Genomic DNA, 16,457 nt, shown 5'->3' with positions numbered 1-16,457 from the left:
ACAAGGATTGAACATGAACCTGGACTGGCTGCTGGCGCCGCAATACCTGAGCTGGCTGTGGCACGGTTTTCTGCTGACGCTGTGGCTTTCCGCCTGCGCGGGCCTGGCGGCCACGCTGCTGGGCTTCGTGCTGGCGGCGATGCGCGACAGCAGCCTGCGGCCGTTGCGCTGGCTGGCGATGGGCTACAGCTCGCTGTTTCGCAATACGCCGCTGCTGGTGCAGCTGTTCTTCTGGTACTTCGCCGCCGGGCAGATCCTGCCGTCCGCCGCCATGCAGTGGCTGAACAGCTCACATCAGGTCGGCCCGCTGGAATGGCCGTCGTTCGAGTTTCTCGCCGGTTTCTTCGGCCTGACGCTCTACTCCACCGCCTTTATCGCCGAAGAGATCCGTTCCGGCATTCGCGGCGTCGCCGGCGGGCAGAAATATGCCGCGCAGGCGCTGGGGCTGACCGGCTGGCAGGCGATGCGCTACGTGGTGCTGCCGCAGGCGCTGAAAATCGCGCTGCCGCCGCTGCTGGGGCAATACATGAACGTGATCAAGAACTCGTCGCTGACCATGGCGATCGGCGTGGCCGAACTCTCTTACGCCTCGCGTCAGGTCGAAACCGAAACCCTGCGCACCTTCCAGGCGTTCGGCGTGGCGACGGTGCTGTATATCGCCATCATCGCGCTGCTGGAAGGCTGGGGCATGTGGCGCCAACAGCGTAAACCGCTGGGAGGGCATTGAGATGGATTTCAGCGTAATTCACGATAACCTGGGCTACCTGCTGTGGGGCACCTGGCCGGATGGTCCATTAGGCGGCGCGGCGCTGACGTTGGCGATCAGCCTGATGGCCGGCGTCGCCTCGGCGGTGCTAGGCACCTTGCTCGGCGTGGCGCTGGCGATGTCGCGCGGCGTCGCTGCCGGATTGCTGGCGGCGGTGCTGGGCTTTTTCCGCGCCATACCGGTCATCATGCTGATCTTCTGGACCTATTTCCTGCTGCCGATGGTGTTTGGCGTCGAGATCCCGGAAATCACCACCGTGGTGTGCGCGCTGGCGCTGATCGCTTCGGCCTATCTGGCCCATGCGGTGAAGGCCGGCATCGCCGCGATCGGCCCCGGCCAGTGGCAGGCCGGGCTTTCCCTGGGGCTGACCCGCTGGCAGACGCTGCGCATGATCGTGCTGCCGCAGGCGCTGCGCATGATGGTGCCGTCGTTCATCAACCAGTGGATATCCCTGATCAAAGACACCTCGCTGGCTTATATCGTCGGCGTTGGCGAACTGACCTTCCTGGCGACCCAGGTCAACAACCGCAGCATGGTCTATCCGATGGAAGTGTTCCTGTTCGTGGCGCTGGTCTATTTCGTGTTCTGCCTGGCGCTCGATCTGCTGGCCAACGCGGTCAACCGCCGCTTCGGCGCGCAAACCCGCGCGCTGAAACGGTCGTGGCGCTGGTGGCGCAACAAGCCGCCGTTGCCGGCCAGTTAATCGGCCGTCAGCCGCCAGCCGCGTTCGCGCCACAGCGCGGGCAGCTGGGCCAGGTCGTTAAACGTCGTCACCAGCGGGTGGTCGATCGGCGGGTTATGCGGATCGGCGCAGAAGTAAAAGACCGGAATGCCGGCATTGATGCCGGCCTGGGCGCCGGCAGGCGAGTCATCCACCAGGATGCAGCGCGTTACCGGCACCTGCATCTGTTCAGCGGCGTGGAACACGATCGCCGGATCCGGCTTCCAGCGCTGAATATCATAGCCGCTGAACAACCGGTCATCAAAATAAGGCAGCATGCCGGTCAGGCCGAGCGAGTGCTGCATCTTGCTGACCGGTCCGTTGGAGACGGTGCAGACAGGCACCGTCACCTGCGCCAGCAGCTCGCGGGCGCCAGCAATCTGCTGTAGCTCGCTGTCGAACAGCCGCGCCACTTCCTGCCGATACAGCGGCTCCAGCGCCTCTTTTGCCAGGTCAGTGCCCTGCTCGGCGTTGACCCGATCGATGATCTCGTACAGCTTCACCCCTTTGTATTTCTTGAACACCTCTTCCAGCGACAGATGAATGCCGTAGCGGGCGAACATGTGCACATAGGCTTTGCTGCACAGCACTTCGCTGTCCACCAGCGTGCCGTCGCAGTCGAACAAAATGCAGTCAATCTGATTCATGCGGGACAGGTTCCTTCGGGTTAACGGCGCGGAGGCCGCTCAGCGATCACTTGATCAGGTTACGCGCCTTGAGATCGTGCAAAATCAGCGCGGCGACGTGTGAGCAGTGCGGTAAATCGCGGCTGTCGCACCACCTCAGCTCGGCGATTTCGGCGGCCGGCTGCAGCTGCCCGGTAACGTCGGCCTGATAGCAGCGAATGCGCACCTGGGTGCCGTCCTGCTTGCCGTCCGCCGGGCCGGCGAACTCGCCGTAAAACGCGATGGAGTTGGGCTGCAGCGCGACGGTCAGCTCTTCGTCGATTTCGCGGCACAGCGCCTGTTCGTCGGTTTCGCCCGCTTCGCGCTTTCCGCCCGGCATATAAAACAGCGTCTTATTGTGTGAACGCACCAGCGCCACTTTGTCATCTTTCAGCGCGATCAACGCGAGCTTATCGATAAAGGTTGAAGACATGCGGATTCCTGTTTTTCGCGGGTAGGGTAAGAGATGCGATAGGTCATTTTATCGGCCGTGTCGGCAAACGGCAACGCAGCGGACGGCAACGCGGGATGAAAGCCTGTAAATACAAGCCGTTGACGCGTTTAGCCGTAAAGATGGCGAAAAAAACCTGTGACCGGCGTCAAAAGCCCCACTTTTTGTTATAGGATAGCCGGCGACTGTCCATTCCCATTTTCGGAATTCTGATAATGACCAAACCAGTATCTGGCCTTGACGCTGAGCAAGGCTTGCTTGGGCGCGTGTTTAAACTCAAGCAACATGGCACGACGGCGCGTACGGAAACGATTGCCGGTATCACCACCTTCCTTACCATGGTGTATATCGTGTTCGTTAACCCGCAAATTTTGGGCGCGGCGGGCATGGATACCCAGGCGGTATTTGTCACCACCTGTTTGATCGCCGCTTTCGGCAGCATCTTTATGGGCCTGCTGGCGAACCTGCCGGTGGCGTTGGCGCCGGCGATGGGCCTGAACGCCTTCTTCGCCTTCGTGGTGGTCGGGGCGATGGGCATCTCCTGGCAGGTGGGCATGGGCGCCATCTTCTGGGGGGCGGTCGGCCTGCTGCTGCTGACCATTTTCCGCATCCGCTACTGGATGATCGCCAACATTCCGGTCAGCCTGCGGGTCGGCATCACCAGCGGCATCGGCCTGTTCATCGGCATGATGGGGCTGAAAAACGCCGGCATCGTGGTGGCCAACCCGGACACGCTGGTGACCATCGGCAGCCTGACCTCGCACAACGTGCTGCTGGGGGCGCTCGGCTTCTTCATCATCGCCGTGCTCTCTTCGCGCAACTTCCACGCGGCGGTGCTGGTGTCGATCGTGGTCACCACCCTGATCGGCTGGATGCTGGGCGACGTGAAATACGGCGGCCTGTTCTCCCTGCCGCCGAGCATCACCTCGGTGGTGGGCCAGGTCGACGTGGCCGGCGCGCTGAACATCGGGCTGGCCGGGATCATCTTCTCGTTTATGCTGGTGAACCTGTTTGACTCTTCGGGCACCTTGATCGGCGTCACCGATAAAGCCGGCCTGACCGACAACCAGGGCAAGTTCCCGCGCATGAAGCAGGCGCTGTACGTCGACAGCATCAGCTCGGTGGCCGGTTCGCTGGCGGGCACCTCTTCCGTGACCGCTTACATCGAAAGTTCGTCCGGCGTCGCCGTCGGCGGCCGCACCGGTTTGACGGCGGTGGTCACCGGCCTGCTGTTCCTGCTGGTGATCTTCCTGTCGCCGCTGGCGGGCATGGTGCCGGCTTACGCCGCCGCCGGCGCGCTGATCTACGTCGGCGTGCTGATGACCTCCAGCCTGGCGCGGGTGAAGTGGGACGATCTGACCGAAGCGGTACCGGCGTTTGTCACCGCGGTGATGATGCCGTTCAGCTTCTCGATCACCGAAGGCATCGCGCTCGGCTTTATCTCCTACTGCGTGATGAAGCTCGGCACCGGCCGCTGGCGTGAAATCAGCCCGTGCGTGGTGGTGGTGGCGCTACTGTTCGTGCTGAAGATCGTCTTCGTCGACGGCCATTGACCGCCAAAGGGCCGACGCCTGTCGGCCCTGAACCCTAGGCGCCCGGCGTCGCATCCGGCGCCTTACCCAACACCCACTGCAACGGCCGCTTGAAGCGCGCCTGCCAACTGCCGGCGGCATCCTCTCCCTGGGCGAAATGCAGCGTTTCTACCTGATTATCCTCTCCGAACAGATTGGCGAAGTGCAACGCCAGCGCCTGCTCGCTGAAATTCTGCCGATCGTAATACGCCATCACGATTTTCTTTTGCGCCGCCAGCGACTGCTGGGCCGGCTTGATCTCGCCGTTGGGGGCGATCAGCAGCGCGCCGGCGTAAAACTGCGGGTACTTCGCGATCAGGTTGGCGGCGTGCAGCGCGCCCTGGCCGCGGGCGCTGAGGTAAATCCGCCGGGGATTCAGCTTTAGCTGCGGAGCCAGCTGTTGCAGCGTACGCTGAATGGCGGTTTGGGTGCTCTCGTCGCTGTAATTCGACCAGCGGAAACTGTTTTCCGACAGCATCTGTGTGCCGTTGAGCTCGATGTAGGCCACGCCCATTTCGCCGAACAGCAGCCGTTCTTCGGGGCTGATGGCGGCGGCTTTGCCGTAGGTATGCAGGAAGATCACCGTTGGCCAGCCTTCGGGCGGCGCTTCGCCGTCCGGCATCGCGTAGCTGGCCTTGCCTTCATAGTGGCGGGCGTGCTGCAGATAGCGCGCTTTGGTGGCGGCCAGGATCGATTGGTAGGTGGCGGAGTGCTGGATGCTGTTGAAGGCGTCGTCCTCCAGCAGGTTGTAGTAGTACCACAGGCCGCGGTCGGCGCTCAGCTGCAGGTAGCGCTCCGCCAGCTCGGTTTGCCCTTTCTCCGCCGATGACACCGCCAGCTGGTAGGGCGCCCAGACGTTGCGGCCGTCTTCGCGCATCAGCGTCAGGTACAGCGACATGGCGCCCAGCTTTTTATCTTCCTGGTTTTGCGCGGATCGCGACAGCTGGGCGTTGAGCGCGCTGTGTGCCGGCAGCTCCAGCGGCTCTTCACCGGCGGGATAACGCATCTCTGCCGCGAAAGCGGGACTGGTGATGGAAACAAAAAATAACGCTAAAATGAAAAAATACATGATGCTATGGCTTTAATTTTCAATGAATTGATGGACTTCATGTCCTGTTGCGGCGCCTAAGGGGCGCCGCGAGACCTTCACTCCACGCGGCGAATAAAATCGCTGAACGCGGACAGCTGGCCGGTCAGAAAATCCAGCGTTCCCTGATCGCTCAGTTCACCGGCCTGTTCGTCGACCTTGCTCTGGATCACGCCGCCCATAAACTCAGGCTTGTTCATTACCATCGCATCGAGGAACACCAGGATCTGGCGCAGATGGTATTGGCAGCGCGCGCCGCCGATCGGCCCCATCGAGCTGGTCTGAATGGCGACCGGCTTGCCGGCCAGCGGCTGATTCGGCAAGCGAGACAGCCAGTCGATGGCGTTCTTCAACCCGCCGGGCACGGAATAGTTATATTCAGGGGTGACGATGATCACGCCGTCGGCCTGGCGGATCTGTTCGGCGATCGCCTCGACCGCGGCAGGGAAGCCTTCACCCTGTTGCATGTCGGCGTCGTACAGCGGGATATCGCGAATGGAGGGCAGCGCTTCAATGGTGACGCCCTGTGGAGCCAGGCCTGGCAGGGCGCGGGCCACCATGGCGTTGTAGGAGCCTTTGCGCAGGCTGCCGAGCAGAGTGACGATTTTCAAGGCTTGGTCTGACATGGTGATTCTCCCTTTCGAATGAGCAGATTCAGCGTACAACATGGGCGAATAGTAGGCTAAAGCGCTGGTCGAGAATAGGCGATTGCTCAACATTTAGCTGTCTTTACAATTTAATCCAGCAACTCGTGCGGTAAAGACAGCGTTATCCGTTTTGCGCTGCGTTAACCGGGCGTCTTCAGGCCCGTCAGTTTAACGAAGCGTGAGGACGCCGCCGGGCTGCGCGGCGAGATTTCCCCGTCTTTGCGCAGTCCGCCGCGCTCTTCGTAGCGCCAGCACAGCAGACGATCCAGGCCGGGGCTGCCGGCGCAGGCCCAGCTCAGGTATTCGTCGGCGTCGCTCATCACCTGAACGTCCGGCGTGGCGCTGGAGCGCAGGTGGCCGGAGAAGGGATGTAGACGCAGCGTAGACTGGCCGCTGTTGCCGAGGCCGGAAATTTTCAGCACGCTTTGCCGAATGCTCCACAGCTGAGTCTCCGCCTCCAGCCGATCGTCCTGCGCGCTGATCCAGGCACTTTCCGCCGGCGTCTGATGCGCGTGTTGCAGCGCGCTTTGCCGGGTGCCGCGCGCCCGCATCACTTCGATATCCAACCCGACTTTGCCCTCGTCGCTGAGCAGCACGCCCACGGTGTTGCTGGCGTAAGCGAGGCTGAAATCGGGCAGCTGATGATCGGCGAAACAGGGGCGGCCGGTCGGCGTGGTGGCGATGGGGGGCAGCGTCGGCAGGCCGTACAGGTAGAACATCATTTCGGCGAGCAGAATGCGCCCTTGCAGGAAGCGCGTGCGGCGTTTAACGGAAAAGGTGCGGGTGGCGGCTATCACTTCGTCGGCGAGTCTCTGGGTATCCAGGACGGCGGAGGCCGGGGTCCATCGGGCAAAATGACACGCCATTGTTCGCTCCATGACAGAGGGTCGCTAAGAACGCAGGGGTGTTAGATTAAGACTAAGTTGAGGATTTATCATCAAAAAACGCTATGCGGATTATCCTATTTATCAGCGGTGGTAGAGATATCGCCCGGCGCGGCATCGCTCCACCATTGGATCATTGATGCGTTCGGTGCCAAATCAAAGCACGGCTTACCCAGCAAGTGATTGAGGATGCGGGCTGAACGCCAGGCCATCAGGCTCAGTCCGCCTTCTGCGCTGCCGTGGCTGTGTATTCCGGCATTAACCGCATAAATTCGATTTTGCTCCGGCCCGAGCCAGTCCAGATTAAAATTCGGCAGTAGCGGCAGATGCTGTTCCGCATCGAGAGGAATGCGCGGCAGCAAGGGTTTCAGGTAAGCGGGCAGCGAAGCGCGATAGCCGGTGGCCAGAATGACGATATCGGCCCTGAAACTTTCCTGGCGATTTTCCAGGCCGTGAAGCGTGCGCAGATGAAAAGCTTCACCCACTGATTCGATGGCCAGTAGGGTGCGATGAGGCAGTAAACGCACATTGCGCGTCTGGCGCATCACGTCAAAACGCATATATAGCTCACGGTACAGGGTTCGCAGCGTATGATTGCTGATGCCGTCTGCCGGCAATTTCTGTGTTTTGATTTCACGCTCGCGGATTTCTGACGGCAGCGTATAGAAATAGTCGACGTATTCGGGAGTGAAATATTCGTTGGTGAAGGGGGACTCATCCAGCGGCTGAAAATTGGGACGGCGCGAGAGCCAGTCCAGCTGCGCCGGTTCGCCCCAGTGCCCCTGCAATGCGTTCAAAAACACATCGGCGCCGCTTTGGCCGCCGCCCACCACCATAACTCGCTTGCCGCTGAAGTCCGGATTGCGCAGGGCTATTTCGGCGGCGTGCAAGCAGTTTTCGCCCAGCGCCGGGTAAAACGCTTTCGGTAACCAAGGGTTATGGCCGGTGCCCAGACAGATATTTTTCGCCCACAGCGTCTGATCATGGGTGGTTACCTTGAACAAACTCTTTTCATCGTCAAAATCAATGCGCTCTACGGACTGTGAAAACTGTAGCCCGTCTAATCTTTCGCAGGCCCAGCGTAGATAGTCGGAAAATTCTTCTCGGCTGATAATTTGCTGCTCGGTGATTAAAAACCGATAAATTTTTTTCTGTTCTACCAAGTAATTAATAAATGAAAATTGGCTGCGTGGGCTGACGGCGGTAACCAAATCCTGCAGCACATATGTCTGCATATAAGCGGAAGGCAGCAGCATGCCGGGGTGCCAGCGGAAGCTCGCGTTACGATCGAGAAAGGTATAGTTGACGGCGCCGCTTTCGGCGGCCAGAGCGGCCAGACTGAGATTGAAAGGCCCCAATCCCACGCCAATCAAGTCTAAAGGTTCGTTCATTTAAGCTTATCTCTCACGCGGAAAAATTGATGAGATAAGCTTAGGTGAGTTTTGGCGCCGGAGACGTAAAATGCGGGCGCCGAAGAGGATATGGCGCCCGCAGGCGATTATTTGCCGATGCAGAAGCTGGAGAAGATGCGGCCCAGCAGATCGTCTGAGGTGAATTCGCCGGTGATTTCGCTCAAGGCCAGCTGCGCCTGGCGCAGTTCCTCGGCCAGCAGCTCGCCCGCGTAAGCGCTCACTAACTGTTCTTTGCCTTGCACCAGGTGCTGTGCCGCCAGCTCCAGCGCCTGCAGGTGACGACGGCGCGCCAGGAAGCCGCCTTCCATGTTGCTGGTGAAGCCCATGCTCTGTTTCAGATGATCGCGCAGCACATCGACGCCTTCGCCGGTGCGGGCCGACAGGCGAATAAGTGAGTGGTTGTTCACTTCCGTCAGACCCAGCGTTTCACCGGTGATGTCGGCCTTGTTGCGCACCACGGTGATCGGCAGCGTGCCCGGCAGGCGCGCCATAAACTCCGGCCAGATCTCCGCCGGCTCGGTGGCGGCGGTGGTGGTGCCGTCGACCATAAACAGCACTCTGTCGGCCTGTTCGATCTCGTTCCACGCACGTTCGATGCCGATGCGCTCCACTTCGTCGCTGGCGTCGCGCAGGCCGGCGGTGTCGATGATGTGCAGCGGCATGCCGTCGATATGGATATGTTCGCGCAGGACGTCGCGGGTGGTGCCGGCGATATCGGTGACGATCGCCGCCTCGCGCCCGGCCAACGCATTGAGCAGGCTGGATTTACCGGCGTTGGGGCGCCCGGCGATCACTACCTTCATCCCTTCGCGCAGCAGGCTGCCCTGGCGCGCTTCGCCGCGTACGCTATCCAGATCCGCCATCACGTCGTTGAGTTGTGCTTCGATTTTACCGTCGGACAGGAAGTCGATTTCCTCGTCCGGGAAGTCGATCGCCGCTTCCACGTAGATCCGCAGGTGAGTGAGCGCTTCCACGAGCTGGTGGATGCGGGTGGAAAATGCCCCCTGCAGCGAGTTCATCGCCGAGCGCGCCGCCTGCTCGGAGCTGGCGTCGATCAGATCGGCGATCGCTTCGGCCTGCGCCAAATCGAGCTTGTCGTTGAGAAACGCGCGTTCGGAGAATTCGCCGGGCCGGGCGATGCGCACGTCGGGCAGCGCCAGCACGCGCTTGAGCAACAGATCGAGGATCACCGGCCCGCCGTGGCCCTGCAGTTCCAGCACGTCTTCGCCGGTAAAGGAGTTCGGCCCCGGGAACCACAGCGCGATACCCTGATCGAGGGTGGCACCCGTGGCGTCGCGGAACGGCAGATAGTCAGCGTAGCGCGGCTTCGGCAGCTTGCCGAGCAACGCCTGGGCGACGTCTTTGGCCTTGCTTCCGGAAATGCGCAGAATGCCGACGCCGCCGCGTCCCGGCGGGGTGGCTTGGGCTACGATGGTATCGGTGGTGCTCATAACGGTTCTCTCTGACGATTAAGATGCAAAAAGGCGGTCTAATGACCGCCTTTGGGGTGACTGCAAGGGTCGGCGCGCCGAACCCCTACAATACGCTTAGCTTTTTTTCTTGTCGCGGCTGTGCAGACCGCGTTTTTCCAGACCACGGTAAATCAGCTGCTGCTGCAGGATGGTCACCAGGTTACTGACGATGTAGTACAGCACCAGACCGGACGGGAACCACAGGAAGAACACTGTGAAGATCACCGGCATGAAGGTCATGATTTTCTGCTGCATCGGGTCAGTCACGGTGGTCGGCGACATCTTCTGAATGAAGAACATCGTCACGCCCATCAGGATTGGCAGGATGTAGTACGGGTCTTGCGCCGACAGGTCATGGATCCACAGGGCGAACGGCGCGTGGCGCAGCTCGACCGAACCCATCAGCATATAGTACAGCGCCAGGAAGATCGGCATCTGAATGATCAGCGGCAGGCAGCCGCCGAGCGGGTTCACTTTCTCCGCCTTGTACAGCGCCATCATCTCTTGGCTCATGCGCTGTTTGTCATCGCCGATGCGCTCGCGCATCGCCTGCAGCTTCGGCTGCAGCATGCGCATTTTCGCCATCGAGGTGTACTGCGCCTTGGTCAGCGGGTACATGATGCCGCGCACGATGAAGGTGATGATGATGATGGAGAAACCCCAGTTACCGATAAAGCCGTGGATGAACTTCAGCAGTTTGAACAGCGGCTGGGAGATGAACCACAGCCAGCCGTAATCCACGGTCAGGTCCAGGTGCGGCGCCAGCTGGGCCATCTGATCCTGCAGCTCCGGGCCGACCCACAGGGTCGCGTTCAGCTGCTGCTGAGCGCCCGGCTGCACCACGACCGGCGTAGATTTGAAGCCGATGGTGGACAGGTTGTCGCCCGGTTTGGCGGTGTAGAAGGTGTTGTCACCCTTGGTCGCCGGTACCCACGCGGTGGCGAAGTACTGTTGCAGCATGGCGACCCAACCGTCTTTGGTGGTGACGCTCAGGTTTTCATCTTTGTCGAACGCGTATTTTTGGTACTTGTCCTCGCTGGACGAGTACGCCGCGCCGCGGAAGGTGTGCAGCGCGAAGTTGCTGCTGCCGGTGTCGCGGTGTTTAGGCAATTCGGTGGTTTGCTTCAGCTGGCCGAACAGGGTCAGCTCCAGCGGCGTCGCGCCTTTGTTGTCGATGCTGTAATCCACGCCGACCGCATAGTGGTTGCGTTTGAGCACGAAGGTCTTGGTGTAGACTGCGCCGTCTTTATCGGTGTAGGTCAGCGGGATGCGCAGCTCGTCCTGGCCTTCCGGCAGGGTGTAGCTGTCTTGCGCCGCCTGATACAGCGGGCGTTCGCCGTTGGCCGGGTTGTCCGGGCCGTTTTTACCGGTCAGGCCGCTTTGCGCCTGATAGACGAACGACGGAGTGGTTTCCAGCAGTTGGAACGGAGTCGATGAACCCAGAGTATCCGGGTAGGCCAACAGTTTAGCCTGCTCGATATCGCCACCACGGGTGTTGATGGTCAGTGACAGCACGTCGGTGTTCACGGTAATCAGCTTACCCTGACCACTGGCTGGCACGGCCTGGCTGGCGGCATCACCGGCTACTGCGTTCGAAGTCTGTTGCGTGGTCTGTGCGGCCGGCTGCGGAGCGTTGTCCGTTTGCCATGCCTGCCAGATCATGAAAGACACGAACAGCAGAGCGATGAGGAGAAGATTGCGTTGCGAATCCATCGTTAGTGTTCTCTGTTATCGTCGGTTTTTGGCGGCACCGGATCATCGCCACCTGGGTTCAAAGGGTGGCATTTTAATACGCGTTTCAATGCTAACCAACTGCCTTTTATCATGCCAAACCTGCTTAATGCCTCAATTGCGTAATGAGAGCATGTCGGCTGGAAGCGACAACGAGGCCCTAGCAGCGGACTGATGACGAGCTGATAGGCCCGCACCAGCCCGATCAGGATGCGGGAGCCTGGCGACAGTGGCGACGCCATAATTTATCCAAAGCTTCCGTCAGCGCGCGGTTATCCAAATCCGCTATCCCCTTTTTGGCCACCACGACAAAATCCATCGCCGGTAATTCGTGCTGGCGCAGGCGGAAGCTTTCGCGGGTTAGGCGTTTGATCCGATTACGCTCGTGCGCGCGTTTGACGTGTTTTTTGGCGACGGTAAGACCGATGCGGGGATGCCCCAGCTGGTTCAGGCGGCCGAGGATGGTAATTTGCGGCGTGCCAGCCCGTTGTGGCTGCTGGAAGACGAAAGTGAAATGAGTGGGAGTTAACAAACGTAACTCCCTGGGAAAAGCGAGCTTAACCACTCAGCGGGTTAGCTTTATTACTTAGAAACAGTCAGACGAGCACGGCCTTTCGCACGACGGCGGGCCAGAACTTGACGACCATTTTTGGTGGCCATACGAGCACGGAAACCGTGGCTACGGTTGCGCTTCAATACGGACGGTTGGAAAGTGCGTTTCATAGCGATTTCTACCTAAACTTAAAATAATTACTGATCAGTAAACGCGTTTGGCTACTCGGCGTGAAGATGACCGACGCCTCAATCGCAATACATAAAGAAGCGGGATTGTAATAATTGTACAGTCCTGAGTCAATTCGCATCGCGCCAGCCTACCTGGTTGTCTGCCAATAACGGAACAAAATCCGGTCTTGGCCCGTGGTCACCGCAGAATCCTGTCTGGCTAATGACGCACCATAAGGAACCAGGTATCACACGTAGGGCGAAGATTATACGGACTCGGGGTGAAATCGCAAGGATCCCCGAGAGATCCTTTGCGCGCGATCGCAGGATCCGGCGTGGATAACAGGGTATAACCGGTTGACAATGTAAAAAATGCGGCGCAGCGGCCGGGATCTGCGCGGTCATCCGGCGCCGACGGTGAAAAGATCGCCGCCGGCCGCGGCCTGTGGATAAAATGGATCTAATCTGTGAGGAAGGGGAGGATCTCTTGCGCGGATTGCGCTATGATCCGTCATTCCGATCGCGATCCCTCATGCCGGGATCGTGAGGGACACAAACCGTGAAAGGCGGTTCGCATCCCCCACAGGCAAACCGCCGATGCCGGGTATGTGTCAAAAATCATGAGTTATAAAAAAGTTGCCCGTTTCTTTTCTTTATTGATCTTGTTCGAGTGGAGTCCGCCGTGTCACTTTCGCTTTGGCAGCAGTGTCTTGCCCGATTGCAGGATGAGTTACCTGCCACAGAATTTAGTATGTGGATACGCCCATTGCAGGCGGAACTGAGTGACAACACCCTGGCGCTGTATGCGCCTAACCGCTTTGTGCTGGATTGGGTTCGCGATAAGTACTTAAACAACATCAATGGTCTGCTGAATGATTTCTGCGGCACGGACGCGCCTTTGCTGCGTTTTGAAGTCGGCAGCAAGCCGATCGCGCAGGTGATCAGCCAGACCGTGACCGCCAGCGTCAGCAGCGCCCCTGCGGCCCCCGCGGCGCGCACGGCCGCGCCTTTGCGCCCGAGCTGGGACAACGCGGCGGCGCAACCCGAGCTCTCTTACCGCTCCAACGTCAACCCCAAACACACCTTCGACAACTTCGTCGAGGGTAAGTCCAACCAATTGGCGCGCGCGGCGGCTCGTCAGGTGGCGGACAACCCGGGCGGCGCCTATAACCCGCTGTTCCTGTATGGCGGCACCGGCCTGGGTAAAACCCACCTGCTGCACGCGGTCGGCAACGGCATCATGGCGCGCAAGGCCAACGCCAAAGTGGTCTACATGCACTCGGAACGCTTCGTGCAGGACATGGTCAAAGCGTTGCAGAACAACGCCATCGAAGAGTTTAAGCGTTACTACCGTTCGGTCGACGCCTTGCTGATCGATGACATCCAATTCTTCGCCAACAAGGAGCGTTCGCAGGAAGAGTTCTTCCATACCTTTAACGCTCTGTTGGAAGGCAATCAGCAGATCATCCTGACCTCGGATCGCTACCCTAAAGAGATCAACGGGGTGGAAGATCGTCTGAAGTCGCGCTTCGGCTGGGGGCTGACGGTGGCGATCGAGCCGCCGGAGCTGGAAACCCGCGTGGCGATCCTGATGAAAAAGGCCGACGAAAACGACATCCGCCTGCCGGGCGAAGTGGCGTTCTTCATCGCCAAGCGCCTGCGTTCCAACGTGCGTGAGCTCGAAGGGGCGCTGAACCGCGTGATCGCCAACGCCAACTTTACCGGCCGGGCCATCACCATCGATTTCGTGCGCGAAGCGCTGCGCGATCTGCTGGCGCTGCAGGAAAAGCTGGTCACCATCGACAATATCCAAAAGACGGTGGCGGAGTATTACAAGATTAAAGTCGCGGATTTGCTGTCCAAGCGGCGTTCGCGATCCGTTGCCCGCCCGCGCCAGATGGCGATGGCGTTGGCGAAGGAACTCACCAACCACAGCCTGCCGGAAATCGGCGATGCGTTTGGTGGCCGCGACCATACCACGGTGTTGCACGCCTGCCGGAAGATCGAGCAGCTGCGTGAGGAAAGTCACGACATCAAAGAAGATTTCTCCAATTTAATCAGAACATTATCTTCATAGCGCTATGAAATTTATCGTTGAACGTGAGCATCTGCTAAAACCGCTGCAACAGGTGAGCAGCCCGCTGGGCGGCCGCCCGACCTTGCCGATCCTGGGCAACCTGCTGCTGCAGGTGACGGAAGGCTCCCTGCTGCTGACCGGCACCGATCTGGAGATGGAGATGGTGGCGCGCGTCGCCCTGTCCCAGCCGCACGAGCCGGGCGCGACCACCGTGCCCGCGCGCAAATTCTTTGATATCTGCCGCGGCCTGCCGGAAGGGGCGGAGATCGCCGTCACGCTGGAAAGCGAGCGCATGCTGGTGCGGTCCGGCCGCAGCCGCTTCTCGCTGTCCACGCTGCCGGCGGCGGACTTCCCGAACCTGGACGACTGGCAGAGCGAGGTGGAGTTCACCTTGCCGCAGGCGACGCTGAAGCGCCTGATCGAAGCCACCCAGTTCTCGATGGCCCATCAGGACGTGCGTTACTACCTGAACGGCATGCTGTTTGAAACCGAAGGCGAAGAGCTGCGCACCGTCGCGACCGACGGCCACCGCCTGGCGGTGTGCTCGATGCCGATCGGCCAACAGCTGCCGTCGCATTCGGTGATCGTGCCGCGTAAAGGGGTGATGGAGCTGGTGCGCCTGCTGGACGGCGGCGATTCGCTGCTGCAGCTGCAGATCGGCAGCAACAACATTCGCGCCCACGTCGGCGATTTCATCTTCACCTCCAAGCTGGTTGACGGCCGTTTCCCGGACTATCGCCGCGTCTTGCCGAAGAACCCGGATAAAACGCTGGAAGCCGGCTGCGATCTGCTCAAGCAGGCGTTTGCCCGCGCGGCCATTCTCTCGAACGAGAAATTCCGCGGCGTGCGGCTGTACGTCAGCCAGAACCAGCTGAAGATCACCGCCAACAACCCGGAGCAGGAAGAGGCGGAAGAGATCCTCGACGTCAGCTACGACGGCGCGGAGATGGAGATCGGCTTCAACGTCAGCTACGTGCTGGACGTGTTGAACGCGCTCAAGTGTGAAGACGTGCGCCTGCTGTTGACCGATTCGGTCTCCAGCGTGCAGATCGAAGACGGCGCCAGCCAGGCGGCGGCCTACGTTGTCATGCCAATGCGGTTGTAGTCTCGTTACCTTGAATTACAGCACCGTCATCGGTAAAGAGATTGCATGGCTCTGACGCGTTTATTGATTAAAGACTTCCGCAATATCGAGGCGGCGGATTTGGCGCTGGCGCCGGGATTCAACTTCCTGGTCGGGGCCAACGGCAGCGGCAAGACCAGCGTGCTGGAAGCGGTGTATACGCTCGGCCACGGCCGTGCCTTTCGCAGCCTGCAGGCCGGTCGGGTCATTCGCCACGACCAGCCGGAGTTCGTGCTGCACGGCCGCATCGAAGGCGCGGAGCGCGAGCTGTCGGTAGGATTGAGCAAGAGCCGTCAGGGTGACAGCAAAGTACGCATCGATGGCAGCGATGGCCACAAGGTGGCCGAGCTGGCGCAGCTGCTGCCCATGCAGCTGATCACCCCCGAAGGTTTTACCCTGCTGAACGGCGGGCCGAAATTCCGGCGCGCCTTCCTGGACTGGGGCTGTTTTCATAACGAACCCGGTTTTTTCACCGCCTGGAGCAACCTGAAACGGTTACTGAAGCAGCGCAATGCCGCGCTGCGCCAGGTGAGTCGCTATGCGCAGATCCGCGCCTGGGATCAGGAACTGATCCCGCTCGCGGAGCGCATCAGCGAATGGCGGGCGGAATACAGCGACGCGATCGCCGCGGATATCACCGCGACCTGCGCGCAGTTTCTGCCTGAATTCGCCCTGACCTTCTCCTTCCAGCGCGGCTGGGACAAAGAGAGCGACTACGGCGAGCTGCTGGAGCGCCAGTTCGAGCGCGACAGGGCGTTGACCTATACCGCGGTGGGGCCGCATAAAGCGGACTTCCGCATTCGTGCCGACGGCACGCCGGTAGAGGATTTGTTATCGCGCGGTCAGCTTAAGCTGCTGATGTGCGCGTTGCGCTTGGCGCAGGGTGAGTTTCTCACCCGGCAGAGCGGGCGGCGTTGCCTGTATCTGATTGATGATTTTGCCTCCGAGCTGGACACCGGCCGTCGCCGGTTGCTGGCCGATCGCCTGAAAGCCACCCAGGCCCAGGTTTTTGTCAGCGCGGTGAGCGCTGAACAAGTGACCGACATGGCTGGTGAAAAGGGCAAGATGTTCCGCGTGGAACAGGGTAAAATAGAGGTTCAACCACAGGACTAAAATGAGCGAGAAAC

17 protein-coding genes are annotated in these 16,457 nt (G+C 60.2%); 6 read left to right on the top strand and 11 right to left on the bottom strand.

The window, feature by feature from the left end; genetic code table 11:
- The first annotated feature begins 13 nt into the window (after positions 1 to 13).
- Together ACF8MC_RS20965 and ACF8MC_RS20960 are read left to right on the top strand one after the other, a co-directional pair.
- Positions 14 to 727, top strand: coding sequence for an amino acid ABC transporter permease (locus ACF8MC_RS20965; RefSeq protein ID WP_025304748.1), 714 nt, complete (start codon positions 14 to 16; stop codon positions 725 to 727).
- Position 728: 1 nt separating this feature from the next.
- Positions 729 to 1,469 carry an amino acid ABC transporter permease gene (locus ACF8MC_RS20960; protein WP_004933841.1) on the top strand — a complete coding sequence of 247 codons (741 nt, stop codon included), beginning with the start codon at positions 729 to 731 and terminating at the stop codon, positions 1,467 to 1,469.
- On the opposite strand, the gene yieH is transcribed toward ACF8MC_RS20960, so the two are convergent.
- Both yieH and ACF8MC_RS20950 read right to left on the bottom strand, forming a co-directional pair.
- The gene (gene yieH / locus ACF8MC_RS20955) at positions 1,466 to 2,134 is read right to left on the bottom strand and encodes a 6-phosphogluconate phosphatase (RefSeq protein WP_041037333.1); all 669 of its coding nucleotides are present in this window, start codon (positions 2,132 to 2,134) and stop codon (positions 1,466 to 1,468) included. The genes ACF8MC_RS20960 and yieH overlap by 4 nt on opposite strands.
- A gap of 46 nt (positions 2,135 to 2,180) precedes the next feature.
- Positions 2,181 to 2,585 carry an NUDIX domain-containing protein gene (locus ACF8MC_RS20950; protein ID WP_033636523.1) on the bottom strand — a complete coding sequence of 135 codons (405 nt, stop codon included), beginning with the start codon at positions 2,583 to 2,585 and terminating at the stop codon, positions 2,181 to 2,183.
- 233 nt (positions 2,586 to 2,818) lie between these two features.
- Here ACF8MC_RS20950 and ACF8MC_RS20945 point away from each other — a divergent pair, with 233 nt between their 5' ends.
- The gene (locus ACF8MC_RS20945; protein ID WP_033636524.1) at positions 2,819 to 4,156 is read left to right on the top strand and encodes an NCS2 family permease; all 1,338 of its coding nucleotides are present in this window, start codon (positions 2,819 to 2,821) and stop codon (positions 4,154 to 4,156) included.
- Positions 4,157 to 4,190: 34 nt separating this feature from the next.
- Here the strand turns inward: ACF8MC_RS20945 and ACF8MC_RS20940 are convergent, their stop codons facing one another.
- The 9 genes from ACF8MC_RS20940 to rpmH all read right to left on the bottom strand — a co-directional run bounded on the left by ACF8MC_RS20940 (position 4,191) and on the right by rpmH (position 12,130).
- Complete coding sequence (locus tag ACF8MC_RS20940) at positions 4,191 to 5,243, bottom strand: hypothetical protein (protein ID WP_033649559.1); 1,053 nt, start codon at positions 5,241 to 5,243, stop codon at positions 4,191 to 4,193.
- Between the two features lie 77 nt (positions 5,244 to 5,320).
- The gene (locus tag ACF8MC_RS20935; RefSeq protein ID WP_025304752.1) at positions 5,321 to 5,887 is read right to left on the bottom strand and encodes an NADPH-dependent FMN reductase; all 567 of its coding nucleotides are present in this window, start codon (positions 5,885 to 5,887) and stop codon (positions 5,321 to 5,323) included.
- A gap of 161 nt (positions 5,888 to 6,048) precedes the next feature.
- Positions 6,049 to 6,774, bottom strand: a complete 726-nt coding sequence (locus tag ACF8MC_RS20930; protein WP_164105523.1) for a 4'-phosphopantetheinyl transferase superfamily protein — start codon at positions 6,772 to 6,774, stop codon at positions 6,049 to 6,051.
- A 95-nt stretch (positions 6,775 to 6,869) separates the two neighbouring features.
- A complete protein-coding gene (locus ACF8MC_RS20925; RefSeq protein WP_164105521.1) occupies positions 6,870 to 8,183 on the bottom strand; it encodes a lysine N(6)-hydroxylase/L-ornithine N(5)-oxygenase family protein in 1,314 nt (437 codons plus the stop codon).
- A 107-nt stretch (positions 8,184 to 8,290) separates the two neighbouring features.
- Positions 8,291 to 9,655, bottom strand: coding sequence for a tRNA uridine-5-carboxymethylaminomethyl(34) synthesis GTPase MnmE (gene mnmE / locus ACF8MC_RS20920; RefSeq protein WP_016929602.1), 1,365 nt, complete (start codon positions 9,653 to 9,655; stop codon positions 8,291 to 8,293).
- A gap of 96 nt (positions 9,656 to 9,751) precedes the next feature.
- Complete coding sequence (gene yidC, locus ACF8MC_RS20915) at positions 9,752 to 11,389, bottom strand: membrane protein insertase YidC (RefSeq protein ID WP_016929601.1); 1,638 nt, start codon at positions 11,387 to 11,389, stop codon at positions 9,752 to 9,754.
- A 2-nt stretch (positions 11,390 to 11,391) separates the two neighbouring features.
- On the bottom strand, positions 11,392 to 11,649 hold the full coding sequence (yidD, locus tag ACF8MC_RS20910; protein WP_004933881.1) for a membrane protein insertion efficiency factor YidD: 258 nt from the start codon (positions 11,647 to 11,649) through the stop codon (positions 11,392 to 11,394).
- A complete protein-coding gene (gene rnpA / locus ACF8MC_RS20905) occupies positions 11,613 to 11,972 on the bottom strand; it encodes a ribonuclease P protein component (RefSeq protein ID WP_004933883.1) in 360 nt (119 codons plus the stop codon). The genes yidD and rnpA overlap by 37 nt, the downstream gene beginning before the upstream one ends.
- Before the next feature lie 17 nt (positions 11,973 to 11,989).
- Complete coding sequence (gene rpmH / locus ACF8MC_RS20900) at positions 11,990 to 12,130, bottom strand: 50S ribosomal protein L34 (RefSeq protein ID WP_000831330.1); 141 nt, start codon at positions 12,128 to 12,130, stop codon at positions 11,990 to 11,992.
- Between the two features lie 682 nt (positions 12,131 to 12,812).
- On the opposite strand from rpmH, the gene dnaA reads away from it, so the two are divergent.
- Genes dnaA through recF form a run of 3 tightly spaced genes read left to right on the top strand, consistent with a single transcriptional unit; the run spans position 12,813 to position 16,443 of the window.
- Positions 12,813 to 14,207 carry a chromosomal replication initiator protein DnaA gene (gene dnaA, locus ACF8MC_RS20895; RefSeq protein WP_049235245.1) on the top strand — a complete coding sequence of 465 codons (1,395 nt, stop codon included), beginning with the start codon at positions 12,813 to 12,815 and terminating at the stop codon, positions 14,205 to 14,207.
- A gap of 4 nt (positions 14,208 to 14,211) precedes the next feature.
- Positions 14,212 to 15,312, top strand: coding sequence for a DNA polymerase III subunit beta (dnaN, locus tag ACF8MC_RS20890; protein ID WP_004933892.1), 1,101 nt, complete (start codon positions 14,212 to 14,214; stop codon positions 15,310 to 15,312).
- 45 nt (positions 15,313 to 15,357) lie between these two features.
- Complete coding sequence (gene recF / locus ACF8MC_RS20885) at positions 15,358 to 16,443, top strand: DNA replication/repair protein RecF (RefSeq protein ID WP_033653950.1); 1,086 nt, start codon at positions 15,358 to 15,360, stop codon at positions 16,441 to 16,443.
- The last annotated feature ends 14 nt before the right edge of the window (positions 16,444 to 16,457 follow it).

The sequence above is a fragment of the Serratia sp. LACPHL-BACT-2024-00286 genome, assembly GCF_043109535.1.
Taxonomy (GTDB): Bacteria; Pseudomonadota; Gammaproteobacteria; order Enterobacterales; family Enterobacteriaceae; genus Serratia; species Serratia sarumanii.
The sequence above is the reverse complement of the archived record's forward strand: the minus strand, read 5'-3'. Positions and strand labels throughout refer to the sequence as shown.